The organism is Pseudomonas putida S13.1.2 (assembly GCF_000498395.2).
GTDB lineage: Bacteria > Pseudomonadota > Gammaproteobacteria > Pseudomonadales > Pseudomonadaceae > Aquipseudomonas > Aquipseudomonas putida_Q.
This window is the reverse complement of record NZ_CP010979.1, coordinates 3,402,939-3,427,691: the sequence shown is the minus strand read 5'-3', so window position 1 is coordinate 3,427,691 and position 24,753 is coordinate 3,402,939. Positions and strand designations below refer to the sequence as shown.

21 protein-coding genes are annotated in these 24,753 nt (G+C 62.0%); 13 read left to right on the top strand and 8 right to left on the bottom strand.

The genetic code is table 11. The features are described from left to right. The first annotated feature begins 43 nt into the window (after positions 1 to 43). Both N805_RS15120 and N805_RS15115 read left to right on the top strand, forming a co-directional pair. On the top strand, positions 44 to 538 hold the full coding sequence (locus N805_RS15120) for a hypothetical protein (RefSeq protein ID WP_019470651.1): 495 nt from the start codon (positions 44 to 46) through the stop codon (positions 536 to 538). A 27-nt stretch (positions 539 to 565) separates the two neighbouring features. Beyond that, positions 566 to 4,414 carry an RHS repeat domain-containing protein gene (locus N805_RS15115; protein ID WP_019470650.1) on the top strand — a complete coding sequence of 1,283 codons (3,849 nt, stop codon included), beginning with the start codon at positions 566 to 568 and terminating at the stop codon, positions 4,412 to 4,414. A gap of 77 nt (positions 4,415 to 4,491) precedes the next feature. On the opposite strand, the gene N805_RS15110 is transcribed toward N805_RS15115, so the two are convergent. The 6 genes from N805_RS15110 to N805_RS15085 all read right to left on the bottom strand — a co-directional run bounded on the left by N805_RS15110 (position 4,492) and on the right by N805_RS15085 (position 12,639). Next, positions 4,492 to 5,571, bottom strand: coding sequence for a fimbrial protein (locus tag N805_RS15110; protein WP_019470649.1), 1,080 nt, complete (start codon positions 5,569 to 5,571; stop codon positions 4,492 to 4,494). 66 nt (positions 5,572 to 5,637) lie between these two features. Further along, the gene (locus tag N805_RS15105; RefSeq protein WP_019470648.1) at positions 5,638 to 8,136 is read right to left on the bottom strand and encodes a fimbria/pilus outer membrane usher protein; all 2,499 of its coding nucleotides are present in this window, start codon (positions 8,134 to 8,136) and stop codon (positions 5,638 to 5,640) included. A gap of 33 nt (positions 8,137 to 8,169) precedes the next feature. Then, on the bottom strand, positions 8,170 to 8,907 hold the full coding sequence (locus tag N805_RS15100; protein ID WP_019470647.1) for a molecular chaperone: 738 nt from the start codon (positions 8,905 to 8,907) through the stop codon (positions 8,170 to 8,172). 61 nt (positions 8,908 to 8,968) lie between these two features. Next, positions 8,969 to 9,514, bottom strand: coding sequence for a fimbrial protein (locus N805_RS15095; protein WP_019470646.1), 546 nt, complete (start codon positions 9,512 to 9,514; stop codon positions 8,969 to 8,971). Between the two features lie 189 nt (positions 9,515 to 9,703). Next, positions 9,704 to 10,114, bottom strand: a complete 411-nt coding sequence (locus N805_RS15090; protein ID WP_019470645.1) for a PA2817 family protein — start codon at positions 10,112 to 10,114, stop codon at positions 9,704 to 9,706. Positions 10,115 to 10,191: 77 nt separating this feature from the next. Beyond that, positions 10,192 to 12,639, bottom strand: coding sequence for an acyl-CoA dehydrogenase (locus tag N805_RS15085; protein ID WP_019470644.1), 2,448 nt, complete (start codon positions 12,637 to 12,639; stop codon positions 10,192 to 10,194). A 285-nt stretch (positions 12,640 to 12,924) separates the two neighbouring features. Between N805_RS15085 and N805_RS15080 the strand changes: the two genes are divergently transcribed. The 3 genes from N805_RS15080 (at position 12,925) to N805_RS15070 (ending at position 15,389) form a co-directional block, all read left to right on the top strand. After that, complete coding sequence (locus N805_RS15080) at positions 12,925 to 13,548, top strand: glutathione S-transferase (protein WP_019473813.1); 624 nt, start codon at positions 12,925 to 12,927, stop codon at positions 13,546 to 13,548. Positions 13,549 to 13,680: 132 nt separating this feature from the next. Beyond that, positions 13,681 to 14,613 (top strand): ABC transporter ATP-binding protein, encoded by a 933-nt coding sequence (locus N805_RS15075; RefSeq protein WP_019473812.1) that lies wholly within the window; start codon positions 13,681 to 13,683, stop codon positions 14,611 to 14,613. Further along, a complete protein-coding gene (locus N805_RS15070) occupies positions 14,610 to 15,389 on the top strand; it encodes an ABC transporter permease (protein WP_016500910.1) in 780 nt (259 codons plus the stop codon). The genes N805_RS15075 and N805_RS15070 overlap by 4 nt, the downstream gene beginning before the upstream one ends. Here N805_RS15070 and N805_RS29915 read toward each other — a convergent pair. Beyond that, complete coding sequence (locus tag N805_RS29915; RefSeq protein WP_019473811.1) at positions 15,273 to 15,911, bottom strand: DUF2062 domain-containing protein; 639 nt, start codon at positions 15,909 to 15,911, stop codon at positions 15,273 to 15,275. The genes N805_RS15070 and N805_RS29915 overlap by 117 nt on opposite strands. Before the next feature lie 142 nt (positions 15,912 to 16,053). Between N805_RS29915 and N805_RS15065 the strand changes: the two genes are divergently transcribed. From N805_RS15065 to murB, 8 genes are all read left to right on the top strand, one after another. Then, positions 16,054 to 18,267 (top strand): DNA internalization-related competence protein ComEC/Rec2, encoded by a 2,214-nt coding sequence (locus N805_RS15065; protein ID WP_019473810.1) that lies wholly within the window; start codon positions 16,054 to 16,056, stop codon positions 18,265 to 18,267. Between the two features lie 447 nt (positions 18,268 to 18,714). Beyond that, on the top strand, positions 18,715 to 19,350 hold the full coding sequence (locus N805_RS15060) for a MotA/TolQ/ExbB proton channel family protein (RefSeq protein ID WP_028614013.1): 636 nt from the start codon (positions 18,715 to 18,717) through the stop codon (positions 19,348 to 19,350). Then, positions 19,347 to 19,781, top strand: a complete 435-nt coding sequence (locus N805_RS15055; protein ID WP_028614014.1) for an ExbD/TolR family protein — start codon at positions 19,347 to 19,349, stop codon at positions 19,779 to 19,781. Before N805_RS15060 ends, N805_RS15055 begins: the two co-directional genes overlap by 4 nt. Further along, positions 19,781 to 20,782 (top strand): tetraacyldisaccharide 4'-kinase, encoded by a 1,002-nt coding sequence (lpxK, locus tag N805_RS15050; RefSeq protein WP_028614015.1) that lies wholly within the window; start codon positions 19,781 to 19,783, stop codon positions 20,780 to 20,782. Before N805_RS15055 ends, lpxK begins: the two co-directional genes overlap by 1 nt. A 44-nt stretch (positions 20,783 to 20,826) precedes the next feature. Then, positions 20,827 to 21,012: a Trm112 family protein gene (locus N805_RS15045; protein ID WP_003247142.1), complete on the top strand. Its 186-nt coding sequence runs from the start codon at positions 20,827 to 20,829 to the stop codon at positions 21,010 to 21,012. Continuing rightward, complete coding sequence (gene kdsB, locus N805_RS15040) at positions 21,009 to 21,773, top strand: 3-deoxy-manno-octulosonate cytidylyltransferase (protein ID WP_028614016.1); 765 nt, start codon at positions 21,009 to 21,011, stop codon at positions 21,771 to 21,773. Before N805_RS15045 ends, kdsB begins: the two co-directional genes overlap by 4 nt. After that, the gene (locus N805_RS15035; protein ID WP_028614017.1) at positions 21,773 to 22,237 is read left to right on the top strand and encodes a low molecular weight protein-tyrosine-phosphatase; all 465 of its coding nucleotides are present in this window, start codon (positions 21,773 to 21,775) and stop codon (positions 22,235 to 22,237) included. Before kdsB ends, N805_RS15035 begins: the two co-directional genes overlap by 1 nt. Continuing rightward, a complete protein-coding gene (gene murB, locus N805_RS15030) occupies positions 22,234 to 23,253 on the top strand; it encodes a UDP-N-acetylmuramate dehydrogenase (protein ID WP_028614018.1) in 1,020 nt (339 codons plus the stop codon). Before N805_RS15035 ends, murB begins: the two co-directional genes overlap by 4 nt. A gap of 389 nt (positions 23,254 to 23,642) precedes the next feature. Here murB and N805_RS15025 read toward each other — a convergent pair whose 3' ends face one another. Next, complete coding sequence (locus N805_RS15025) at positions 23,643 to 24,701, bottom strand: IS110 family transposase (RefSeq protein WP_080956862.1); 1,059 nt, start codon at positions 24,699 to 24,701, stop codon at positions 23,643 to 23,645. Positions 24,702 to 24,753 lie beyond the last annotated feature (52 nt).

Genomic DNA, 24,753 nt, shown 5'->3' with positions numbered 1-24,753 from the left:
GCGGAGGGCGGCACTGTTCAAGAGCATTTGCCGGAGAGTTACCATGAAATTAAATAGGGTTGTTATACGCTTTGCCATGTCACTGGCCCTGCTTGCCGGGGGGGCTGCTTCGATTCATGCGCAGGAGAGTACCCCCCCTGCGACCACGAACACGGCGAGAATTTACTTTGCGGGTGGTAGGGGGGGCGAGCCTGACCAGAACACTTGTTCGTTTGAGGTTAAAGATGGGCAATATAAGTTTAACGGTGGCAGTAACAATGATTGTACCAATGATGATATGTATTGGTACCGAATTGATAATGCCCCTTCTGCTGCGCTGATTACCTTGCATGCTGAGGATGATTGCAGGCAAGGTGGTGATTGGTATTTTACAATCAGGACTTATATAAATCCGGTGACAGTCGGCTGGCAGAAGATTTCGGATCTTCAATATCTTAAGGCGGGGGATATTGTTACGCGTGGCATCATGTATGAAGAAGGGGCGTATAACAAAGGCGATGTGGGCGGAAAAATTTCCTGCGTGACCATCGACTATTGATGGCCCGGTGAGTCAAGGAGAATAATGATGTCGAATGATCGTTCAGTCCATTCCAATGCTTTCAATTTCATGAGCCACCTGACCGGCGGCGTCGATTCACGTACAGGCTTGTATACGTTTTCTGCCAACCTGCGCAGTATTACCGGCAACGATCAGTTGGGGCCCGAGTTCGACGTGCTGCTCCACTATAGCCCGCTCAATGTTGCTGACAGTGGCTATGGCAAAGGCTGGAATTTGCGCACCACCGAGTTCGACCCCGCCCGTGAGCGCCGGATCATTTCCCTGGCCAGCGGTGAAACGTTCAAAGTCGATGGCCGCGCCGGCACAAAACAGCTGACGATGTCGGAAAAGAAAATCGACACGTTTCATCTCTATGAAGAGGTGACCGACAGCCAGTGGCGCGTGGTACATCGCAACCTGAAGGTGGAGAATCTTGAGGTAAAAGGTACCGGCGACAGGGCCAGGGCCGTGCCAACCCGTATCTTCAGCCCGCAGGGGCATTGGCTGAACCTGGAGTACGGCACTTATGACCGCTTCCCGGTGCTGACCAAGATCACCGACATGCGTGGCGACACCCTGCTGGAGGTGGTTCGCGATGGCAACCGGGTCAAGCTGACGGTGCCAACGGATACCGACGGCGCCGTTTACACCATGGTGCTGGGCGCCGACAACCGTGTAGATCGTATCGAGCTGCCCACCGAGAACCTGGCCAGTTGGCGCTTTACCTATAGCCGCCAGCGAAATGTCGATTGCATCAGTGCGGTCCGCACCCCTACAGGCGGTTTCGAGGAAATTGCCTACCGTGATGGTGGCCACCTGTTCCCCACAGGGTCAGGTCTTGAACCGATGCCGCGGGTGACCCGTCATGTACAGCATCCAGGCCATGGGCAACCCGCGATCGATACGCGTTACACCTACTCCGCTGATGGGCACAATTTCCTGGGCGGCAACATACCGCTGGACTGGTTCAACGACGGGTTGGACAACCTGTTCCGCAAGGCTATCGACTATGACTATGGCACCACCGAGACCCTGTGGGTCGATGAGACACCTGTGCGCAGCGTCGTCCGGGCGTTCAACAAGTTTCACCTGCTCACGAGTGAAACCACGTATGTGGGTGAGGAGTTAAATGGTGGCAAAACCGAAGTCATCGGTAATCAGATCAAGGAGGTGAAGACGCAATACAACCTCAAGCCTGGGTTATTCAGGGAGCAGCCCAATTATTGCCAGTTGGTCCACGGCATCGAAACGCTGTGGTGGCTGAAAAGCAACCCTGCCAGTAACTTCAGACTGGCCGAAACCAGCACGTATGACGATCACGGCAACCTGCTGACCCACAAGGCTGTGACTGGCATTGAAGAAGCTTACGAATGGTATGGCGCACAAGCGCCGGGTTTCCCGGGCCATGAGGAAGGCTTTGTTACCTACCTGAAGGTAAAAACGCAGAAACCCGCTCCCGGCAACCCCGGTACCGCGCCGGAGCGAACCACGCATTACACCTACCAGCAGTTGCCGACACTGACCAGTGCTCAGTCGCAGACCCAGCAGCAACACTGGCTGGAGGTGGATGTTGAAACCTATACCAGCGGCGCCAACACAAAAACCACACACCATGCGTTTGAGCAGGCGGTGGATGAAACAGCCGTTGCGGCTGAGCCGCTCCTGCACGGCCGGCTAAAGAGCCAGCTAACGCGCTTCCCGAACCCGAAGAAGGGGGAGCCAAACCAGCCGGAAACGCTCGACACCCTGATCGAGCACACCTACACCTTCGAGACGCTCACCTGGGACACAGCGAAGGCGCCGGGGCCGTTGGTCAAGGGTTCCATGCAAGTGCTACAGGACAAGCAGTTGCTGACCGGCTACGACGCCACCAGCAAGGAAATACGCGTGCAGCATTCGTTGGCAACGGGTGAAACGGTGCTCAACCGTGATGACACCAATACGGAAATCATGACCGTGTGGGATGCACTGCTGCGCGTCGAGCGGGAAATCGTCAGCCCGGGCAGGGATGAAGAGGCGCTGCGGCGCTATGAGTACCTGCTGAGCGACGCGGACCACGTTCAGGCTACCCAGACGCGGTACGATGTGAAGGGTGTGATGACCGTGGCCTATTTCGACGGCGCTTACCGTACCGTCAGGGAAGAGCGGGAAGACCCGGATCATGGCCTGGCAAAGGGCGATACCAAAGCCATCTACACGGCCAGTTTCGATGCGTGGGGCAGGCCGCTGGAAGAGACGGAAATCGACTGGCTCAAAGGCCGTGACTTGCACCTGACCAGCCAGTACCGGTACGACCAGTGGGGTGAACAATTGTGTGTCATCGGCCCTGATGGCGTAGCTGAGTTCGCGCAAACAAACCCTATCGGTGATGGCGAAACCGGCCCGATCAAGCGTGAGTGGCGGCAGAAGCTGCTTGACGACGCAGGCAATGAACTGGAAAACGGCGCCAAGACCGGGGTAACCGAGACCCAACTCAACCGTTTTGACTTGCCGGTTCAGGTTCGTCGCTGGGTGAAGAAGGAGCCAGCTGATGAAACGGAAACGGAACTCAAGAGCGAAGTGCTGACCGAGTACGATGGGTACGGCCGCAAACACAAGGAAGTGTCGGGGCTTGGTAGCGAATTTGAAAAGCAGATAGAAAAATTCACCTACGATGGGTTTGATCGCCTGCTGGCCCATGAACTGCGTGAAGGTGACGTGGTTCACAGAACCTTTGCCGCACACAGCGACAAGGATTTGCCAATCACCATTCGGGTGAACCAACTGGCACTGCTGGGTGAGCAGCACTTCAACGGCCTGGACCTGATGGACTGGTCGATCACCGGTGGTCGCAGGCAGGATTATCAATACAAGCCGGGTGAGCTAAAACCGCACAAGGTCATCACGCCAGTGGGCGAAATTGATTACGATTATCGCCCCTACCTGACCGAAGAACCTGTGCTGCGAACACTGGGCGGCAAACAGGCCAATTACGTATTCGATAAGCAGAATGCCCGCCTGGAAAGCTGTGACGAGGTGGGTGGGCAAGCATTTACCCGCACGTACTACAGTACGGGTGAAGTGCGCGTTGAAACCCGCGGCGAATACGACATGGAGTACGGCTACAGTTACCGTGGGCGCATGGAGTCGTACCGGGATGTGCTCAAGCAGACCCAGGTCAATCAATACGACAGCGTTGGCCGCCTTGATCTCACCACCCTGGGGGCGCTGTCGTGCAAATTCGAATACGACGATCTGGGCCGTACCGAGTCGTATGAAACAACAGAAGCAGCAAGCGGCAGCGCTCTTGCCAACTCGCTGAAAACCACGCTGCAGTACGACGACCTGGAACGCGAAGTTTCACGAACATTTACGTTCAGTAACGCGCCCGAGCAAGTACTGGCCCAACACTATGACGAATTTGACCGCATCGTTGAGCGCACGCTTTCGGAAGGTGGCACGGTGTTGCGTAAAGAGACGTACAAGTACGATACGCGCGGCAGGCTGACCACCTATACCTGTGAGGGCGAGCTATGCCCGGTCGACCCTTATGGCAAGCAGATAGCCAGCCAGGTGTTCCGCTTTGATCCGGTCGATAACATTCGGCAGGTGTTGACCCGGTTCGAGGGGGGGCAGAATATGGCGGTTTATCATTTTGAGAACACGGCGGACCCTGCTCAACTTTCACGCATTACCAATAACTTTGGCGACCCGTACCCAGCAGAAATCCCGCTTGATTACGATGATAATGGCAACCTGATACTCGATGATGCAGGTCGTAAACTGGAATATGACGCGCTCAACCGCCTGATCAAAGTAACGGACCTTGAAAAGGGGGAATGCCTGTACGGCTATGACCCGCAGAATATCCTGAGTTCGACTGACAGCGAGGCCTGATACTGAAGCGGACCAACGCCGCTCAGTCAAGCATTGTGGGGCTGCGAAGCGGCCCCAATTGCTTGTTTGCCAGGTTTTCAGCGATAGCGAAGGGTGAAGTTCAACGCGCCATTCGCTTCGCCAGCACGGACTGCGCTGGGCTCGTCGGTCTGGTAGAAGCGAGCGCCAAAGTTCAGTACGGTGGTGCCGTCCTGGATTGCTTGAAGGTCTTCTTCGCGTTGCAGCGGCAGGGGGGTGCCGTCGTCTTTCAGTACCTGGATGCCAACCCCTTCAGCCGTGGAGTCAGGGGTCAGCGTGAATACGCCGTCCAGCCCAGGTACGGGCACTGAACTTTTGGCGGGGTTGAGTTCGATCGTCGCCCTGGTCCTGCCCCCAGGGTCTGTCTTGCAGTTGCTCAGGGTAATGGTGAATGGCACGGTCGACGTTGTGGTGCCTTTGCCTGCGAAATGCGATTTGTCCCATGTCAGCAGGTCTACGGGGGTGTCGCTTATCGGGTCGCCGATGAGGCTGCACTGGGTTTGCAGGACATCGGCCTGCAACCGGTAGCGCAGTACCAGCCCCAAGCCTGTGGCGTCGAAACGCCCGGTGAACAGTTCAGTGTCGACCCGGTGCAGGCCGGGTGCGATATCCCCCGTCTTGACCAGGGTTACCTGGTTCCACAGCGTGCTCAGCCTGAATCCACCGAGCTGGTTGTTGGCCTGCATGGTCGAGCGCATTGGAATGAAGGGGTTGTGCGGGCCATTTTCGGGCATGAAGAAGGCAGGGTCCGAGCCATTGAAGGGGGCCTCAAGCCGGATGCGTGCGCCAACGCCGTCGATGTTGGTTTTCAGGATATACCCGTCAGACGGCTCGCCTTCCACTGGGGGAAGCGGGTCGGGAAAGATATCCCTGGCGTTCATGTCGAAACGCCAGAGTACAGAACCATCGTTGTAGCAATGCAGTTCCGACCGAGGCATGGAAGGGGTGAACTCCCGTTGGTTGGGTGTGCCGATGGCGCTGCCGAGTTCGGCATTCAGGGGCACATGCATCACGCCGGTGAGTGTGCGCGTGATGGTCATCGGCTGGGTGCCTACGCTCCAGCTGCAGCGGTCGGCGGCGTGGGCCTGGTAGCTGCTGAGCAGGGCAATGGGCAGTGCCCAGGGCATGAGGCGTTTCATTGGTATTTCCTGGTAGAGCGCGCCCGCTGTGGGCGCGAGTTTCATGGCGCAGGGGCGCGGGTCAAGTCATTCGCAAGCCAGTGATTGCAGGCGATAACCTTGCTGTTGAGGAACCGATTGCGGGTCCAGCGTGAACCGGCAGCGGTTTTCCGACGCTTCGCCCCAGCGTGCTTCGAGCCGCTGCAGACCATCGGCTACCGACACCATGACGCGGCCTGCAGGGCCGACCATACCCAGCACATTGCCGTCGACGTCATGCAGCTGGCTGCCAAACGGCAATGGCTGCTGATCCTTGGTGGCAAGGGTGAGTACCACACGGTTGGCGCGGCGGGCCTCGAACCGGCTCTTGACGACTGCGCCGCGGCGAGGTACGGCATCGGCGGTGCCGTTGATGATTTCTACGTCCGGGTCCAGCTGGCCGGTGTCCAGCACCAGCTGGTTGAGCCGGTACGGGCGCAAGTGGGGAACCAGGGCGTAACCTTTCGCGTTGGTGCGAATGGCGCCGTGGTTCTTCAATCCCACGTCAGCGGTGTCGGGGACATGTACCAGGCCAATGGTTTCACCCAGGTAAGGCCCCAGTTCCATACCGTTGGCATGCAGCAACGCAGCCCCGCTCATGTTCAGCGACAGGCTGCGGTAGTCGTCCGCTGCTGACAGGCCGGCGCCGAAGGTTGCCTGTGGTGCCTGGTAGGCCAGGGCCAGGCCGGCACTTTGTTGCTGCTGCTCGTTGGATGCGAGCGTAGCGTTGTAACTCAGGCGGTCGACCTGGCTGTGCAAGCTTGCCCGCTGCGCGGTGCCGTGGGCGGCGTGTTGCAGGTCCAGGCTCAAGCTGCTGCTGCGGCCGAATTCCAGCGGGACCGATACGGTCAGGCCGAACTGGCGGTCACTGCCCGCAGCGTGTTGCGTCAGCGATTGCGAGCCATACAGGCTGTAGCTGACGCCGTTGTGCGACGTGTTGAAATTGAGCTGGAACTGGCGTTGGCTATCGCGGCGTTGCCAGTAATCCTGTTGTGACAGGGTAAGGCTGAGTGTGCTGCGTTGGCCAACACGCTGGTTGATCGAGCCTTCCACCCGGCTGCGCCGGCTGCCAAGGAACAGGCGGTCATTGCTGCGCTGGCTGATCCATTCGTCGAAATCCCGGTAACCTTGGGTCGAGTAGCGGTACCCGGCAAAGCGCAAATGGGTGCCGCTGTTAAAGGCTTTGCTGTACCTGGCGCTGTAGCTCATGCCCTGAAGCGTACGTTGCTCTATTGGCGTGATATCGCTGCGTGCATGGGTGACATCGAAAGATAGCGCCCCGATTGCCCCCAGATCCCGGGCAATGCCCATGGCGCCGGCGGTGTAACCCTCGCTGGCCATCAGGCCGCCATAAAGGGTGGCATTCCAGGACATGCCCTTGGCCACTGTCCCTTGCCAAAGCAGTGGGTTTTCAGCGCCATTGGCCGGATTGTAGCGGCCCAGCGTGGTGCTGTAGCGCCATACCCCAGGGCGTAGCAGGTTGGTGATGCTGGCATAGGGCTGGATGAAGCGCCTCACCTGGCCATCGGCTTCGGTGAGTACCACCTCCAGTTCGCCAGTGGCGCCCACGTTCAGGTCGTCGATCGCGTAGGGGCCAGGGCTGACGTAGGTTGAGTAGATCGGATAGCCGTTCTGCCACACTTCCAGTTTTGCGCGTGTCTGTGCCACGCCGCGCAGGGTAGGTGCATAACTGCGCATCGCATCGGGCAACATGTCGAAATCAGAGGCCAGGCGTACGCCGGTAACCGGCACGCTGCGAAATACATCGCTGCTGGTGAATGTTTCGCCTAAGGTGATGTTGCCCCAGGTGCCCGGCAAATCGTGCTGGGCATAGGTGTACGCACGGCTCCAGGTTTGCTGGCCCTCGTCATCGCGGCGCCAGGACTGGTTGCTGCGCAACCGCCAGCCGGCCAGGTTGATACCGCTGTTCAGGTACAGGTCCTGGGTGTTCTGGCTGCCGCGCCCGCGGCTGTCGCTTTGTTGCATGGAGGCCTGGTAACTGACGAAGGCAGCCGATATGCCGTTTTCCCAGCGCGCCGGGTCCACCTGGCCTGCCATGTCGCGGCGCAGGGCAATTTGCGGGATGGAAATGGCCAGCCGCAGTTGGCTTGCATCGAAGTCGACAAGTGCCCCTGGTACCAGGCGTGGCAGGTCCAGGCAGGCGTGTTCGAGTGCAGTGGGGTCGGCGATGGCATCCAGGCGCAGGCCCAGTTCGGCCATCAGGCTGGGGGCCAGGCAAGGCACCAATTGACTGCCGTTCGGGCTCAGCTCGAACTGCAACTCGTGCACGCCTGCCGGGCCAAGGTTGACCAGCAGTTGCACCGGATAGCGCCCGGGTGGCAGTTCCTTCTGGTCGGACAGCGCATGCAGGGCGTGGGTAACGTTCGCTCTTGGCTGCCCGGGGGACAGGTACAGGAAGCTGGCCTCGAACTCTGGGCCCGGCGCAGGGGCAGGGGTTGCCAGCGCCGTGCCAGTCGACAGGCAGATGGCCAGCGGGCAAACGAGGCGCAGGCGATAACGCCTGCACCCAGGGGGTTGCAGGATCATTGAGTGTCCTTTGGCGGTGGCCGTGAAGTCAGGTCATGGGGTGTCGTGCACGGGCAGGGTCAGCGGCTTGCTGCTACCGCCATGGTCATTGATCACGGTCACGATGGCCTGCAGGCCAACACCTTCGAAGCCGTTTGGCAGTGCAACCTCGAGCTGGGACATCGGCGCCATCATGTCGATGCCGGGTAGGGCTTTCTGCTGCTTGCCCTTGACCAGGTCCAGGCGATTGAAGGTGAAGTGGAAGGGCGTGGGATTGTGCACGGTAAGGTGTGGGCGACCGTTACGCAGGGTTGTGGTGAGGTGCAGTTCCTTTAGCCGCTTTTCCGGGTTGCCTTGAACCTGTGCCGGTCGGTAGAACAGCTTGATCCGGGTGCGCAAGGCAATGTTGAGCTGGTTTTTGGCATCGCCGCTTGCTTGGGGAATTTCCTGCAGGTTGAAAAAGAACAGCGATTCGCGGTCTTGTGGCAGATCGTTTGGCAGGCCGCTGATCTGCACCGACTGGTCCTTGCCGGCAGCAAGCCTGAACAGGGCCGGGGACGTCATGAACGGCACTGGCGTGGTGGTGTCGTCTGCCTGGGTATTGACCCAGGTCTGGGCGGCGAAGGGGCGTTGGCTGGGGTTGGCGATTACCACCGAGGCACTGCGTTGGGTGCTTTCGTAGATGATGCGCGTACTGCTGATGGTAAGGGCGGCGTGAGCGCTGTTCAGCAGGCAGGCCAGAAGCAGCAGGCAACCGCCCAGCAACGTCGAGGTGCGGGTGACGGGGAGCATGAAAAATGACCAGTGAAAGGGGCAAAGGAATCCAGGTACGCGAAGGCACCTGGACAGGGCATCAAGGCAGCGTGATGCTGAAGTTCACGTCTGCGTTGGCAGGACCTTCGGTCACCGAACCTGCTGTGCCGAGTCTTACATAGGAAGCATAAAACCTCACATCCGTTACGCCAGTGGAGGCCACGGGATACTCTTTGGACTCGGTACGCGGAGGGATAGATGCGTAAGCATCATCCTTTAGTTCCACTGCGAGGCCGCGGCTGCTATCGCGGATGGCATAGTACTGATTGCCTGGGCCTGCATCGCCGTTGAGAGAGTCAAAGGTGACCTTGGTGGTGTAGCCCGTAGGGATTGTGCAAGTGGCATCATCCGCATCAACCCGCAGCGCGAATGCAACGTCGGGGGTGGTAGCGTTTGCGGCGAAGTACTTGACGGAGTAGTTCTCGAGGTCAACCGCACCGATCGGCCCAGCGCCTGGTACGACAATTTCGATCGGGCAGGTAGTGCCGCCGTTGATGTTGCCTTTGAACAGAATCTGGCCTCGTTCATCAGCAAAAGCTGTGCTGCTTGCCAGGCCAAGGGCAAGCGCCATCAAAGTTTTTTTCATTATTCAATCCATACGTTTAAAGGTTGGCTAGCTGCGCGCAGGGCACGCGTGCTCCAAATTGCCAAGGCATCACTTGGAACGCCGCATAGCGTATGGACGGGAGGGCGAGGGGATGTAGGTCGAGGTGCTGCAGAAGGGGGGAAATTTCGACAGGCACCCGGCCAGCTGAAGGCCAGGTGCCTGTTCGGGTCAGTGACGCAGCGTCGAGCCGGCCGGGTTCAGCAACTGCTTTTCGGCGTGCCAGTCAAAAGGCTCATCGTTCTGCTCGGCCTCGTAACGGCGTTCTTCCAGTTGTTGGTAGAGGGCCAGTTCTTCGTCGGGCATGTAGTGCAGGCAGTCACCGCCAAAGAACCACAACAGGTCGCGGGGTACCAGGTGGGCAACCTGCGGGTAGCGCTGGATGACCTGGCAGATCAGGTCCTGGCCCAGGTACTGGCTTTCCAGCGGGTTTTGCGGCAACAGGGTCAGCAGTTCGTCGAAGCGTTCGAGAAACAGGGCGTGGCTTTCCTCCGGTACCTGCTCGGCTTCACCCAAGGCCACCAGGATGGTGCGCAGGTGGTGCAGCAGTTGCAGGTGGTATTCCAGGTGGGGGTTGGCCATGGGGTGGTCCTCGGGGTGGTCGAAACGGGCGCGGAGTATACGCCGGTTGGGGAAGGGGCCGCAAAACGGCCCCGGTTTCATCGCACCTTGCCCTGTTCCGGCAGCAGTTGCGCCTTGTCGAATGCATCCACATCGATCACGGCCCGGCGTGCCTGTTCCGCCGCATGCAACCGTTGCCCCTCGCCAGCTTGCAGTGAACCGCTCTCGACGGCCGCATCGATGGCCGACTGCCCAGGTGCTGGCTGTACCTTGCCCTCCTTGATTGCCTGATGCAGCACTGTGTGCAGTGGCGCAGCCTCGTGCAGAAGATCACAAGCCCGTTGCAGTGCCGCCACCGGGTCGCCCTCGGCTTGTGGCCTGAAGCACCCGGCAAGCAATTCCTCCAACGCCGGGTCGCCTTTGCTGCGGCCGATCAGCGCCGCCACTTCGGCATCCAGCTCATCGCTCGGCCCTGTATGACGGCGGCCGAAGGGGAACACCAACACGCGCAGTGCGCAACCGACAAACCGGTTGGGGAAGTTGTCGAGCAGCCGGTCCAGCGCCTTTTCCGCCTGGCCCAGGCTTTCTTCCATGGCCCAGCGCAGCAGGGGCTGCATGTGCTCGGGCGAGCCCAGGTCGTGGTAGCGCTTGAGCGCAGCGCTGGCCAGGTACAGGTAGCTGAGCACATCGCCCAGGCGCGCACTCAGGCGTTCGCGGCGCTTGAGCGCACCACCCAGCAGCAGCATCGACAGGTCGGCCAGCAGGGCGAAGGCGGCAGCCTGGCGATTGAGGGCACGGAAGTAACCTTGGCTCAAGGTGTCCCCAGGCACCGGTTCGAAGCGCCCGAGCCCCAGGTTGAAGACCAGCGTGCTGGCGGCGTTGCCGGCGGCGAACATGATGTGCTTCATCAGCAGGTCGTCGAATTCCTTCAGCGCCTGGTCACGGTCCTCACGCCCGGCCAGGGCCATTTCCCTGAGCACGAACGGGTGACAGCGGATGGCGCCCTGGCCGAAGATCATCAGGTTGCGCGAAAGGATGTTGGCGCCTTCGACCGTGATGAAGATCGGCGCCCCTTGCCAGTTGCGACCCAGGTAATTGTTGGGGCCCATGATGATGCCCTTGCCGCCGTGCACATCCATGGCGTGCTGGATGCATTCGCGGCCCCGCTCGGTCAGGTGGTACTTGAGAATTGCCGACAGTACCGAAGGCTTTTCGCCAAGGTCCACGGCCTTGGCGGTCAGCAGGCGGGCGCTGTCCATCAGCCAGGCGTTGCCGCCGATGCGTGCCAGCGATTCCTGGATGCCCTCGAAGGCCGCCAGCGGCACGTTGAACTGCTCGCGGATATTCGCGTACTGGCCGGTCACCAGGCTGGTGTACTTGGCGGCGCCGGTGCCGACTGCCGGCAGGGAAATCGAGCGGCCCACCGACAGGCAGTTCATCAGCATCATCCAGCCTTTGCCGAGCATGGCCTGGCCGCCGATGAGGAAGTCCAGCGGCACGAACACGTCCTTGCCGCTGTTGGGCCCGTTCATGAAAGCGGCGCCCAGCGGCAGGTGGCGTTTGCCGATTTCGACACCGGGGGTGTCGGTGGGGATCAGCGCAAGGCTGATGCCCAGTTCTTCCTCTTCGCCCAGCAGTTGGTCCGGGTCGTAGGCCTTGAAGGCCAGGCCCAGCAAGGTCGCGACCGGGCCCAGGGTGATGTAGCGCTTTTCCCAGTTCAGGCGCAGGCCCAGTACTTCTTCGCCGTTCCACTGGCCCTTGCAGATGATGCCGGTGTCGGGCATGGCCCCCGCGTCGGAGCCGGCCAGCGGGCCGGTCAGGGCAAAGCAGGGGATTTCGTCGCCGCGAGCCAGGCGTGGCAGGTAGTGGTTGCGTTGTTCGTCGGTGCCGTAGTGCAGCAACAGTTCGGCCGGGCCCAGGGAGTTGGGCACCATCACCGTGGAGGCCAGGTCGCCACTGCGGGTGGCCAGTTTCATCGCAACCTGCGAATGGGCGTAGGCAGAGAAGCCTTTGCCGCCGTATTCCTTGGGAATGATCAGCGCAAAGAAGCCATGCTGCTTGATGTGATCCCAGGCTTCGGGCGGCAGGTCCAGGTCCTGGCCTATCTGCCAGTCGCTGACCATGGCACACAGGTCTTCAGTGGGGCCGTCGATGAAGGCCTGTTCTTCTTCGCTCAGCTTCGGTGCCGGGTAGGCCAGTAAGGTGCGCCAGTCAGGGCGGCCGCTGAACAGTTCGCCATCCCACCACACTGTGCCTGCATCGATCGCTTCGCGCTCGGTTTGCGACATGGGCGGCAGGGTGCGCTGGAACCAGCTGAATACCGGGCCGGTGAACACCTTGCGGCGCCACTCCGGGAGCGCAACCAGGGCGATCTTCAAGGCCAGTACGATCCAGATCACAGCCAGAAGCCAGCCGGGCGCACTGCTGAAAATGCCCATGAGCAGCACATAGGCCGCCATGATGCCGAGAATCTGCAAGGGCGCCAGGCGCCGGTGCGTGAGGTACGCCGCGCCGATCACCAGCACCACCAACCACAACAGCAACATAATCGGTCCTCCTTGGAACCAGGGGGCTTGAGCCGTCCCAGACAGCTTAGACGCAATGCTGTGAACGGCAGCTTCAGAACAGTGACAGGGTGTGGCAGCGGGAGTTTCAGTTCATTTGTTCGTCTGTACCGGCCTCTTCGCGGGCATGCCCGCTCCCACAGGAATACCGGTGGCGTGAAGATTGTGGTGATCCTGTGGCAGCGGGCGTGCCCGCGAAAGGGCCGGTACAGGCGCCGAAGGTCTGGAGTAGACTGCACCACCACCGCATTTCATAAGGACGTTGCCATGCTGAAGATCTGGGGCCGCAAGAATTCGAGTAATGTGCGCAAGGCGCTATGGATGGCCCATGAGCTGGGCCTGGATTTCGAGTCCATCGACGCCGGCGGCGCCTTCGGCGTGGTCAACGAGCCGCACTACCGCGCCCGTAACCCCAATGGCCTGGTCCCCATGCTCGAAGACGGCGACCTGACCCTGTGGGAGTCCAACACCATCGTCCGCTACCTGTGCGCCGAGTACGGCGCAGAGCAGGGCTGGTACCTGGAAGACCCGCGCCAACGCGCCTTGGCCGACAAATGGATGGACTGGACCACCTCGTCCTTCGCCGCACCGTTCCGCCCGCTGTTCTGGGGCTTGCTGCGCACGTCGGAAGACCAGCGCGACTGGGTGGCGATCAACGCCGCGCACAAGCAGTGTGCCCAATTGCTGGCCATTGCCGATGAAACCCTGGCCACACAGCCCTACCTGTCCGGTGACCAGATCGGCATGGGCGACATCCCACTGGGTAGCTTCATCTATGCCTGGTTCGAAATGCCCATCGAACGCCCGGCCATGTACCATCTGGAAGCCTGGTATGAACGCCTGAAACAGCGCCCGGCCTACCAAGCCGCGGTGATGACCGCGCTCACTTGAACCTGCTTCGATAGTCATTATCAATAGATGTGACTGTACTTGTGCGGCCTGGCCTTGCACCATTGGCCGCACTCACTGCGCCAGTGACTTTACCTGGCGTGTCCTGCACCTTTTTTCGGTAAATGACCCGCTATGAGTTCCGCCCTGTCCATCCGACAGCTGACCAAGACCTACGGCAACGGCTTCCAGGCCCTCAAAGGCATCGACCTCGATGTTGCCGAAGGCGACTTCTTCGCCTTGCTCGGCCCCAACGGCGCCGGCAAATCCACCACCATCGGCATCCTCTCCACCCTGGTGAACAAGACCAGTGGCACGGTGAACGTGTTCGGCCATGACCTGGACCGTGAGCCCTCGGCACTCAAGCGCTGCCTGGGCGTGGTGCCGCAGGAATTCAACTTCAACCAGTTTGAGAAAACCTTCGACATCGTCGTGACCCAGGCCGGTTACTACGGCATACCGCCCAAGCTGGCCAAGGAGCGCGCCGAGCAGTACCTGACCCAGCTGGGCCTGTGGGACAAGCGTGATGTGCAGTCGCGTTCGTTGTCTGGCGGCATGAAGCGCCGTTTGATGATTGCCCGCGCGCTGATCCACGAGCCGCGCCTGCTGATCCTCGACGAGCCCACCGCCGGTGTGGACATCGAGCTGCGCCGCTCGATGTGGAGCTTTCTCACCGAGCTGAACCAGAAGGGCATCACCATCATCCTCACCACCCACTACCTGGAAGAGGCTGAGCAGCTGTGCCGCAACATCGGCATCATCGACCACGGCACCATCGTCGAGAACACCAGCATGCGCCAGTTGCTGGGCAAGCTGCATGTGGAAACCTTCGTGCTCGACATCAAGCAGGACCTGGCCAGCGCGCCGGTACTGCAAGGCTACCCGTGCCGGCTGCTGACCCCACACACCCTTGAGGTGCAAGTGGAAAAGGACATCGGCATCACCGCGCTGTTTGGGCAGCTGGCGCTGCAGAACATCGAGGTGCAGAGCCTGCGCAACAAGACCAACCGACTCGAGGAGCTGTTTGTGTCCCTGGTGGAAAAAAACCTGTCGAAGGTGGCCGTATGAGTGTGGAACTGCGCACCAACTGGGTCGCCCTGAACACCATCGTCTACCGCGAAGTGCGGCGCTTCTTGCGCATCTGGCCGCAAACCTTGCTGCCGCCTGCAATCACCATGGTGCTGTACTTCGTCATCTTCGGTAACCTGATCGGCCGGCAGATCGGCGACATGGGTGGTTTCACCTACATGCAGTACATCGTGCCGGGGCTGATCATGATGTCGGTGATCACCAACTCCTACGGCAACGTGGTGTCGAGCTTCTTCGGCAGCAAGTTCCAGCGCTCGATCGAAGAGCTGATGGTGTCACCGGTGTCGCCGCACACCATTCTCGTCGGCTATGTACTGGGCGGCGTGCTGCGCGGTTTGGCGGTTGGGGTGATCGTGACCATCCTGTCGATGTTCTTTACCGACCTGCAGGTGCACCACCTGGGTGTGACCGTGGTCGTGGTACTGCTGACGGCCACCATCTTCTCGCTGCTGGGCTTCGTCAACGCCGTGTTTGCACGCAATTTCGACGATATCTCGATCATTCCGACTTTTGTGCTGACGCCGCTGACTTACTTGGGCGGGGTGTTTTACTCGATCAACCTGCTGCCGCCGTTCTGGCAGACCGTGTCGCTGGCCAACCCGGTGCTGCACATGGTCAACTCGTTCCGCTACGGCATCCTAGGGGTGTCGGATATCAGCATTGGCACGGCGATCACCTTCATGCTGGTCGCCACTGCGGTGCTCTACACGTTGTGCATCCGCCTGCTGGTCAGTGGCCGCGGCATGCGTGCATGAGCCCTGTTGTGAACATCTGAGCTTGCGCCGGCGCCACTGCCGGCCAATCCACCAGCGCCAGTACAGCAGGGTGGTGAAGTAAGCAGCAATGCCCAGCACCACCCCGCACACAACCGAACCCAGCAGGAACGGCTGCCACACGGTGGCAAGCTGGTCGGTGATCCACTCGAAGGTCAGTGCGTCGGGCAGAGTGCGCGGCGGCACCTGCATCAGCCAGGCGCCGGTCATGTAGGTGACGAAGAACACCGGCGGCATGGTCAGCGGGTTGGTCAGCCACACCAGGCTCACGGCGATCGGCAGGTTGCCGCGGACCGGGATTGCCAGCGCCGCCGCCAGCAGCATCTGCATGGGGATGGGAATCAGCGCCGCAAACAGGCCCACGCCCATGGCCCGCGCCACCGAATGGCGGTTCAGGTGCCAGAGGTTGGGGTCGTGCAGCAGCTTGCCGAAAAAGCGTAACGACTTGTGTTCCCGAATGCTGGTCGGGTCCGGCATGTAGCGTTTGAAAATTCGGCGCGGCATGTAGGCTCCCGGAGCGTTGATCAGGGCAGTATGCCTTTAATCCAGCGCAGCCTCGTTTAGAGTTTGTGACAATTGTTGAGCAAGCATTGCCGGCAATTGAGCTATGCCTCAGGGGGTGATTTACCTTCTGGAGCTCTACCTCATGCGCACAGGGATGTTTGCGCTCGCGCTCGGGCTGTTGTGCCTGGGCCTTCTCCCCGCATTGCCATCGGTCGGCTGGCTGCTAGCGCTGGCGGCCTTTGCTGTCGTCAGCCTGTGTACCCGCGCCTGGCCGTTGGGCTGCTTTTTGCTGGGCCTGTGTTGGGCATGTTGGTCTGCTCAGCAGGCCGTGGATGATCGCCTGGCCGTCGGCCTGGATGGCCGCACCTTATGGCTGGAGGGGCGGGTAGTCGGCTTGCCGCCCCGAACGGCGCAGGGTGTTCGCTTCGAGCTGGAGGCGGCGCGCTCGCGGCGGGCCGAACTGCCGCAACGGCTGCAATTGAGCTGGTTTGACGGGCCGCCGCTACGGGCGGGCGAGCAGTGGCGGCTGGCGGTGACCTTGCAGCGCCCGGCCGGGCTGCTCAACCCACATGGGCCCGACCGGGAAGCGCAACTGCTGGCGCGGCGGGTGGGCGCCACCGGTACGGTAAAAGCCGGGCAACTGCTGGCGCCGGTAACCGGTGGTTGGCGCGATGTGCTGCGCCAGCGTTTGCTGGCGGTCGAAGCCAATGGCCGGCAGGCCGCGTTGGTGGCACTGGTGCTTGGCGACGGCACAGGGCTGGCCCGGGAGGACTGGCAGACGTTGCAGGCCACCGGCACGGTGCACCTGCTGGTGATCTCTGGCCAGCACATCGGCCTGGTGGCCGGTTTGCTGTATGGCCTGGTCGCCGGACTGGCGCGTTGGGGGCTGTGGCCCGCTCGGTTACCGTGGCTGCCCTGGGCGTGTGGCCTGGCCATGGCGGCGGCGCTGGCCTACGGCGGGCTGGCCGGTGCCGGTGTGCCGGTGCAGCGCGCCTGCCTGATGCTGGCGGTAGTGCTGTTGTGGCGCCTGCGCTTTCGCCACCTCGGTGCAATGCTGCCGCTGTTGCTGGCGGCGGTCGCGGTGCTGCTGGTCGAACCGCTCGCGGCGCTGCTGCCTGGGTTCTGGCTGTCATTTACGGCCGTGGCCACGCTCATTTTTTGCTTCAGTGCCCGGCTAGGGGGCTGGCGGCCCTGGCAAGCCTGGACACGCGCCCAATGGGTGATCGCCATCGGCTTGTTGCCGGTGTTGTTGGCCACGGGTTTGCCGGTGAGCCTGAGCGCGCCGCTGGCCAATCTTGTCGCGGTGCCTTGGGTGAGCCTGGCGGTGCTGCCTTTGGCACTGCTGGGTACGTTGCTGCTGCCACTGGGCGGGGTAGGGGAGGCGCTGCTATGGCTGGCGGGTGGCCTGTTGGATGGGCTGTTCCGGCTGCTGGCGCTGGTGGCGCAGCAGCGCCCGGCGTGGGTGGCGCCGGCTCTGCCATTGTGGGCCTGGCTGCTGGTATTGCTGGGTGCGCTGCTGGTGCTGCTGCCCCGCGGCGTGCCTTTGCGCGGGTTGGGTGGGGTCATGTTGCTGGCGTTGTGGGTGCCCAGGGAGCCAGTGCCGTTCGGCCAGGTCGAGGTGTGGCAGCTGGATGTCGGCCAGGGGCTGGCGGTGCTGTTGCGTACTCGGCACCACAACCTGTTGTACGACGCCGGGCCGGCCAGGGGCGAAAGCGACCTGGGGGAGCGGGTGGTGCTGCCGACTTTGCGCAAGCTGGGGGTGGGCAGCCTGGACACGATGGTGATCAGCCATGCGCATGCCGACCATGCGGGCGGTGCTGCGGCCATACAGCGTGGTCTGCCGGTCAGGCGGCTGATCGGCGGGGAGGCGCTGGAAGAAGTGCCATTGCAGCCTTGTACCAGTGGCGAGCAATGGGACTGGGATGGCGTGCGCTTTTCGCTGTGGCGCTGGGCGGCCGGGCAGAGCAGCAATGACCGTTCCTGTGTGCTGTTGGTAGAGGCCCAGGGCGAGCGCTTGCTGCTGGCGGGGGATATGGAAGCTGCTGCCGAACGGGCCTGGCTGGCGGCCCATGAAACGCCGCGTATCGACTGGTTGCAGGCACCGCACCATGGCAGCCGCAGTTCGTCCACCGAGGCGTTCATCCGGGCTACTGCGCCGCGTGGGGTATTGATTTCGCGAGGGCGCAACAACAGCTTCGGGCATCCGCATGTGCAAGTGGTGGAGCGGTATGGGCGGCATGGGGTGGTGATGCATGATACGGCGGTGGAGGGGGCATTGCGGTTGGTGTTGGGGCGGCAGGGAGAGGTTGAGGGTATGAGGGGGCAGCGGCGGTTTTGGCGGGTTCGAGCAGAGTGAGGGGGAGGCAGGCAGGTGCATGCCATGACATTTTCAGCGCCTGTGAGATCGAGCGCCGCCCGCGCGGCGCATCGCCGGCAAGCCAGCTCCCACATCTGTTTCGGGCCAGTTATTCCTGCCCATTGGGCGCGCGCCCCTTGGCGCATGACTGGATATGGATGAAAAGCAGAATCGATGCCTTCGGCATCAAAGGGACCAACCAAGGCGGGCAGCGGTAAATTCACAGGAGAGACTGGCCCGAAACAGATGTGGGAGCTGGCTTGCCGGCGATGCGCCGCGCGGGCGGCGCTCGATCTCACAGGCCCTGAAAAACCAAAGGCATGCACTTGTCTGCCCTGACACCAGCTCAAGGCATGCCCACCCAACCCCAATTCCCTGACCTCCGGCAGATGAGCCCTCGGCGCGCCTATGGTAGAGTGGCGGCCTTTTTGCGAAGGGGCGTTTACTGTGTGGGAATTGGTCAAGTCCGGTGGTTGGATGATGCTGCCGATCATTCTGAGTTCCATCGCTGCCATGGCTATCGTCGTCGAACGCCTGTGGACCCTGCGCGCCAGTCGCGTCACCCCGCCGCACCTGCTGGGCCAGGTGTGGATGTGGATCAAGGACAAGCAACTGACCAGTGACAAGCTCAAGGCCTTGCGCGCCGATTCGCCATTGGGCGAAATCCTTGCGGCAGGCCTGGCCAACTCGCGCCATGGCCGCGAAATCATGAAAGAGTGCATCGAGGAAGCCGCCTCGCGCGTCATTCACGAACTGGAGCGCTACATCAGCACGCTCGGCACCATCGCCGCCATGGCCCCGCTGCTGGGCCTGCTGGGCACCGTGCTGGGCATGATCGACATCTTCAGTGCGTTCATGGGCTCGCAAATGACTGCCAATGCGTCCGTGCTGGCCGGTGGTATCTCCAAGGCCCTGGTCACCACTGCCGCCGGCCTGATGGTCGGTATCCCGGCAGTGTTCTTCCACCGCTTCCTGCTGCGCCGCATCGATGAGCTGGTGGTGGGCATGGAGCAAGAGGCGATCAAACTGGTGGAAGTGATCCAGGGCGACCGTGAAGTGGAAGTGGCCGGAGGCAAGGCGTGAAGTTCCGGCGCAATCGCCAGCGGGAGAACGTCGACATCAACCTGGCGTCGTTGATCGACGTGGTGTTCGTCCTGCTGCTGTTCTTCGTGGTTACCACCACCTTCACCCGCGAGACCCAGCTGCGCGTCGAGCTGCCCGAAGCTGCCAGCGCCGAACAGGCGCCGGCCGATCAGGGCAAGCTGGTGGAAATTACCATCAGCGCCGACGGCGTGTATTCGGTAAACAACCACCTGCTGCCCAAGAGCGACCTGGCCACCTTGAGCGAGGCCATCGAGCGTGAGTCGGGCGGTGACAACAAGCTGCCGCTGGCCATCAGCGCCGACGGCAAGACCCCGCACCAGGCTGTGGTCACCGCAATGGACGCCGCCGGCAAGCTCGGTTTCAGCCAGTTGCGCATGACCACCGTCGAGGCGGCCCAGGGCACGCCTTGATGGCCTTCGCCGACCGTTTACTCGCCGCCTGGTACGCCGGGCACCCCGCCCTGGCGCTACTGCGCCCGCTGGAGGCGTTGTACCGTCGCGTGGTCACGCGCAAGCGGGCACGTTTTCTCAGTGGTGAGAGTGCCAGCTACCGGGCGCCAGTGCCGGTTATCGTGGTGGGCAACATCACCGTGGGCGGCACCGGCAAGACGCCGATGATCCTCTGGCTGATCGAACACTGCCGCCAGCAGGGGCTGAAGGTGGGCGTGGTCAGCCGTGGCTATGGTGCCAAGCCGCCACAGCTGCCTTGGCGGGTGCAGGCCGACCAGCCGGCCGATCAGGCTGGCGACGAACCGCTGCTGATCGTGCAGCGTACCGGTGTGCCGCTGATGATCGACCCTGACCGCTCCCGCGCCGTGCAGGCGTTGCTGGCCAGCGAACCGCTCGACCTGATCCTCTGCGACGACGGCATGCAGCACTATCGGCTGGCCCGCGACCTGGAACTGGTGCTGATTGATGCCGCCCGGGGCCTGGGCAATGGCCGCTGCCTGCCGGCCGGCCCTTTGCGCGAGCCGGCCGAACGCCTGCAAGGCGCTGACGCGGTGCTGTTCAACGGTGCCAGTGCCGACCGCGCCGATGGTTTTGGTTTTTGCCTGCAACCTTCCGCGCTGGTCAACCTGCGCAGCGGCCAGCGTCGAGCCCTCGACCATTTCCCAGCAGGCCAGCGCCTGCACGCGGTGGCCGGTATCGGCAACCCGCAACGTTTCTTCAATACCCTGCTGGGGCTAAACTGGCAGCCGGTGCCGCATCCCTTCGCCGACCATGCACAGTTCAGCGCCCGTAACCTGGCCTTCAGCCCGCCGCTGCCGCTGGTGATGACCGAGAAGGATGCGGTGAAATGCCGGGCCTTCGCCGCTGACGACTGGTGGTACCTGGCCGTCGAGGCGCAGCCCACCCCGGCTTTCAGCACCTGGTTCGACAACCAGCTGCAACGCCTGCTGCGCAAGCCCTGAGCCCGATTTCAATTTCCGGCCAACTGGCCTAAAGGAAGCCTCCAATGGACACCAAACTGCTCGATATCCTGGCCTGCCCGATCACCAAGGGCCCGCTTAAGCTCAGTGCCGACAAGACCGAGCTGATCAGCAAGGGCGCCGGCCTGGCCTACCCGATCCGCGACGGCATCCCGGTCATGCTGGAAAGCGAGGCGCGCACCCTGACCGACGACGAGCGTCTGGACAAATGAGCCTGGACTTCACTGTGGTGATCCCCGCCCGGCTGCGCTCCACTCGGCTGCCAGGCAAGCCGCTGCTGGCGATTGCCGGCAAGCCGATGGTGCAACATGTGTGGGAGCAGGCGCGCAAAAGTGCTGCCAGCCGTGTGGTCATCGCCACCGACGACACCAGTATCCTCGAGGTCTGCCAGGCGTTCGGCGCCGAAGTGCTGATGACCCGCGCCGACCATGAGTCAGGCACCGACCGCCTGGCCGAAGTGGCTGCGCATCTGGGCTTGCCGGCTGATGCCATCGTGGTCAACGTGCAGGGCGACGAGCCGCTGATCCCGCCGGTGATCATCGACCAGGTGGCGGCCAACCTGGCTGCGCATCCAGAGGCCGGCATCGCTACCTTGGCCGAGCCGATCCATGAGCCGGAAACCCTGTTCAACCCCAATGCGGTCAAGGTGGTGAGCGACAAGAGCGGCCTGGCCCTGACGTTCAGCCGTGCGCCGCTGCCTTGGGCCCGCGATGGCTTTGCCAAGGACCGCAGCGTGCTGCCGGAAGGCGTGCCGTATCGCCGCCACATCGGCATGTACGCCTACCGCGTCGGCTTCCTGCATGACTTCGTCGGTTGGGGCCCATGCTGGCTTGAACAGGCCGAAGCGCTGGAGCAACTGCGTGCCTTGTGGCACGGCGTGCGCATTCACGTCGAGGACGCCATCGAGGCGCCGGCCGTGGGCGTTGATACCCCTGAAGACCTTGAGCGCGTGCGGCGCTTGCTGGAGGCTTGATGCGCGTCCTGTTCGTCTGCCTGGGCAACATCTGCCGCTCGCCCACCGCCGAAGGCGTGCTGCGCCATCAATTGCAGGCTGCCGGGCTTGCCGACCGGGTGCATGTGGCTTCTGCCGGCACCGGCGACTGGCATGTCGGCAAGGCGCCAGACAGCCGCACCTGCAAGGCGGCGCTGGCGCGCGGTTACGACCTGTCGCCCCAGCGTGCCCAGCAGGTCAAGGCGGCGCATTTTGCCGACTATGACCTTATCCTGGCCATGGACGAGAGCAACCTGCGCGATCTGCGCGCCTTGCGCCCGCACACCGCCGTGAGCGAACTCGACCTGTTCCTGCGCCGCTATGGTGCAGAGCTGGATGAAGTGCCTGACCCTTACTACGGTGGCGCCGACGGCTTCGAGCAGGTGCTCGACCTGGTCGAGGCGGCGTGCCAGGCACTGGTGCTGGAAATCAAGGGGCGGCTATGACAGCGCCGTGGCAGGAGCAGGTATCGCTCAAACCGTACAACACCTTCGGCATCGACGTGAAGGCGCGTTTTTTCAGCCAGGCGCACGATGATCAGCAGGTGCGCCTGGCGCTGGGCCAGGCGCAGCGGCAAGGGGTGCCGGTGCTGGTGATCGGTGGCGGCAGCAACCTGTTGCTGACCCGCGATATTGATGCGCTGGTGCTGCACATGGCCAGCCGTGGCCGCCGCGTGCTCAGCGACGATGGTGAGCACATCGTGGTAGAGGCCGAGGCCGGTGAGCCGTGGCACCCGTTCGTGCAGTGGACACTGGCGCAGGGTTATTGCGGGCTGGAAAACCTCAGCCTGATCCCTGGCACGGTGGGCGCCGCGCCGATGCAGAACGTGGGCGCCTACGGGGTAGAGATCAAGGACGTGTTTGCCGGCCTGACTGCCCTGGACCGTGAGACTGGCGAACTGCATGACTTCGGTTTGGCAGAATGTGCCTTCGGCTATCGCGACAGCCTGTTCAAGCGCAACCCAGGGCGCTGGCTGATCCTGCGCGTGCGTTTTGCCTTGAGCCGCAGCCTGCAGGCCCACCTGGACTATGGTCCGGTGCGTCAGCGCCTCGCGGAGCAGGGCGTAACCGCACCGACCGCGCAGGCGATCAGCGATGCCATTTGCAGCATTCGCCGCGAAAAACTGCCAGACCCGCTGGAACTGGGCAATGCCGGAAGCTTTTTCAAGAACCCGGTGGTGTCGGCTGAGCAGGTCGAGCGTATTCGTGCGAACTACCCGGCCGTGGTGGCTTATCCTCAGGCCGGTGGCCAGGCGAAGCTGGCGGCGGGTTGGCTGATCGAGCAGGCGGGGTGGAAGGGCCATCGTGACGGTGATGCGGGTGTGCACCGCTTGCAGTCGCTGGTGCTGGTCAACTACGGCCAGGCGAGCGGGGCGCAGATGCATGCGCTGGCGCGGCAGATCCAGGCGGATATCCTGGAGCGGTTTGGGGTGGAGCTGGAGATGGAGCCTAACCTCTACTGAGGCGATGCAGATGCTGCTCTTTGTAGGAGCGGCCTTGTGTCGCGAAAGGGCCGCGCAGCGGCCCCGACAATTCATGGTGTGGCACTGAAACCCAGGGGCCGCTTTGCGGCCCTTTCGCGACACAAGCCCGCTCCTATGTATGGACTCGCCCACACTGTCTAGCTGCTTTTGAACATAGGAACCCGGTTGCATCTATGTATCAGGCCTATTCGAGGAAGCTTTTCGCTTCTGGCCAACATCGTGGTGAGCTCGCAGTGTGCCGTTTACATTGAGGCCATTACGTTAGGCCTGTAGGAGCGGAGGCATCTGTCTGCGACGGTCTTACCTAGGGTCAATGTTCACTAGCAGGGGTTGGAGCGCTCAGCGCCCCGGTGGCATTGCTCGGTTGGTCAGAGGCTCATAGCAGCCTCCGGGTTGTTGTTCGGTTTACGTTGGTAGACCTGATTGCTCTGTAACAGAGCCCAGATAATGCGCAGATTTCGATTAGCCAGTCTGATCGCCGCCTCCTTGCGTCCAAGGCGGGATAGCCAGCGCAACAGGCGGCGATCGTCTGGCTGATCGGAATCAGGTCTTAGCTGACTCAAGACAGCATGGGCGCCCTGGATCATCAGGCTGCGTATGTAGCCGTCACCTCGCTTGCTCATTCTGCCCAGCCTGATTTTGTTTCCGCTACTGTGCTGGTCCGGCACGATACCGAAGAAGGCGGAATACATTCGGCCACTCGCGAAGCGGCTGGGTTCGGTCTGTTTTGCCACGATCGCCGTGGCGATGATTGGGCCAACGCCACGAATGGTGATCAGCCGCTGTGCCACCTTATCTTGCTGGGCTGTCACTTCGAGCCGTCCACTCAGCGCCGCAATGCGTTCACCTAAAGACAGCCAGTCAGTCAGCAGCTCATCAAGCAACTCGCGCAACAAATCGGGCAGAGGCAAGGAGGCATCCTCAAGCGCCCGCGGTACCTGCTGACTGATCGCGGCATCGCCTTGAGGCATGGATACGCCATGCTCAAGCAGCAGGCCACGTATCTGATTGCCCAGCGCTGTATGCCGCTTGATGTTGCCGCGCCGGATGCGATGCAGTGCTTGAATAGCCAGCGCTGTGGTGCTCTTGATCGGTACGGAGGCAATGCTGGTATCGCGACCGGCACGCAGAATGGCATGGGCATCGTTACGGTCGTTCTTCGCGCCGCTACGGTGTTCGGCGACGCGTTGCGCAGGCAGGATGCGAACCGGATTACCTTTGGTTTGCAGCAGCCTGGCCCAGGCTTGTGCACCTGGACCGCACTCCATCAAGACGGCCACGGTCGTTGGCAGCCTGATCAGGAAGTCATGGAATGCTTGACGGGATTTGATGCGATCTTCGTAGATCACCCGACCAGTAGCGTCCTCGCCTGCCAACTGGAAGACCTGTTTGGCCAGGTCAACGCAGATGGTTGTGCAAAGTTCCACGTCGGTGGAAGACAGGGAATCGTGCTTCGAACTATGCTTTTTCATGGTCTCG

Excerpts from the sequence above, each read along its gene's own strand:
- lpxK (WP_028614015.1), top strand. The coding sequence starts at position 19,781 with ATGGCCTTCGCCGACCGTTTACTCGCCGCCTGGTACGCCGGGCACCCC.
- N805_RS15075 (WP_019473812.1), top strand. The coding sequence starts at position 13,681 with ATGAGTTCCGCCCTGTCCATCCGACAGCTGACCAAGACCTACGGCAAC.
- N805_RS15090 (WP_019470645.1), bottom strand. The coding sequence starts at position 10,114 with ATGGCCAACCCCCACCTGGAATACCACCTGCAACTGCTGCACCACCTG.
- kdsB (WP_028614016.1), top strand. The coding sequence starts at position 21,009 with ATGAGCCTGGACTTCACTGTGGTGATCCCCGCCCGGCTGCGCTCCACT.
- N805_RS15110 (WP_019470649.1), bottom strand. The coding sequence starts at position 5,571 with ATGAAACGCCTCATGCCCTGGGCACTGCCCATTGCCCTGCTCAGCAGC.
- N805_RS15115 (WP_019470650.1), top strand. The coding sequence starts at position 566 with ATGTCGAATGATCGTTCAGTCCATTCCAATGCTTTCAATTTCATGAGC.
- N805_RS15070 (WP_016500910.1), top strand. The coding sequence starts at position 14,610 with ATGAGTGTGGAACTGCGCACCAACTGGGTCGCCCTGAACACCATCGTC.
- N805_RS15080 (WP_019473813.1), top strand. The coding sequence starts at position 12,925 with ATGCTGAAGATCTGGGGCCGCAAGAATTCGAGTAATGTGCGCAAGGCG.
- N805_RS15045 (WP_003247142.1), top strand. The coding sequence starts at position 20,827 with ATGGACACCAAACTGCTCGATATCCTGGCCTGCCCGATCACCAAGGGC.
- N805_RS15065 (WP_019473810.1), top strand. The coding sequence starts at position 16,054 with ATGCGCACAGGGATGTTTGCGCTCGCGCTCGGGCTGTTGTGCCTGGGC.
- N805_RS29915 (WP_019473811.1), bottom strand. The coding sequence starts at position 15,911 with ATGCCGCGCCGAATTTTCAAACGCTACATGCCGGACCCGACCAGCATT.
- N805_RS15120 (WP_019470651.1), top strand. The coding sequence starts at position 44 with ATGAAATTAAATAGGGTTGTTATACGCTTTGCCATGTCACTGGCCCTG.
- N805_RS15100 (WP_019470647.1), bottom strand. The coding sequence starts at position 8,907 with ATGCTCCCCGTCACCCGCACCTCGACGTTGCTGGGCGGTTGCCTGCTG.
- N805_RS15035 (WP_028614017.1), top strand. The coding sequence starts at position 21,773 with ATGCGCGTCCTGTTCGTCTGCCTGGGCAACATCTGCCGCTCGCCCACC.
- N805_RS15085 (WP_019470644.1), bottom strand. The coding sequence starts at position 12,639 with ATGTTGCTGTTGTGGTTGGTGGTGCTGGTGATCGGCGCGGCGTACCTC.
- N805_RS15095 (WP_019470646.1), bottom strand. The coding sequence starts at position 9,514 with ATGAAAAAAACTTTGATGGCGCTTGCCCTTGGCCTGGCAAGCAGCACA.
- N805_RS15105 (WP_019470648.1), bottom strand. The coding sequence starts at position 8,136 with ATGATCCTGCAACCCCCTGGGTGCAGGCGTTATCGCCTGCGCCTCGTT.
- murB (WP_028614018.1), top strand. The coding sequence starts at position 22,234 with ATGACAGCGCCGTGGCAGGAGCAGGTATCGCTCAAACCGTACAACACC.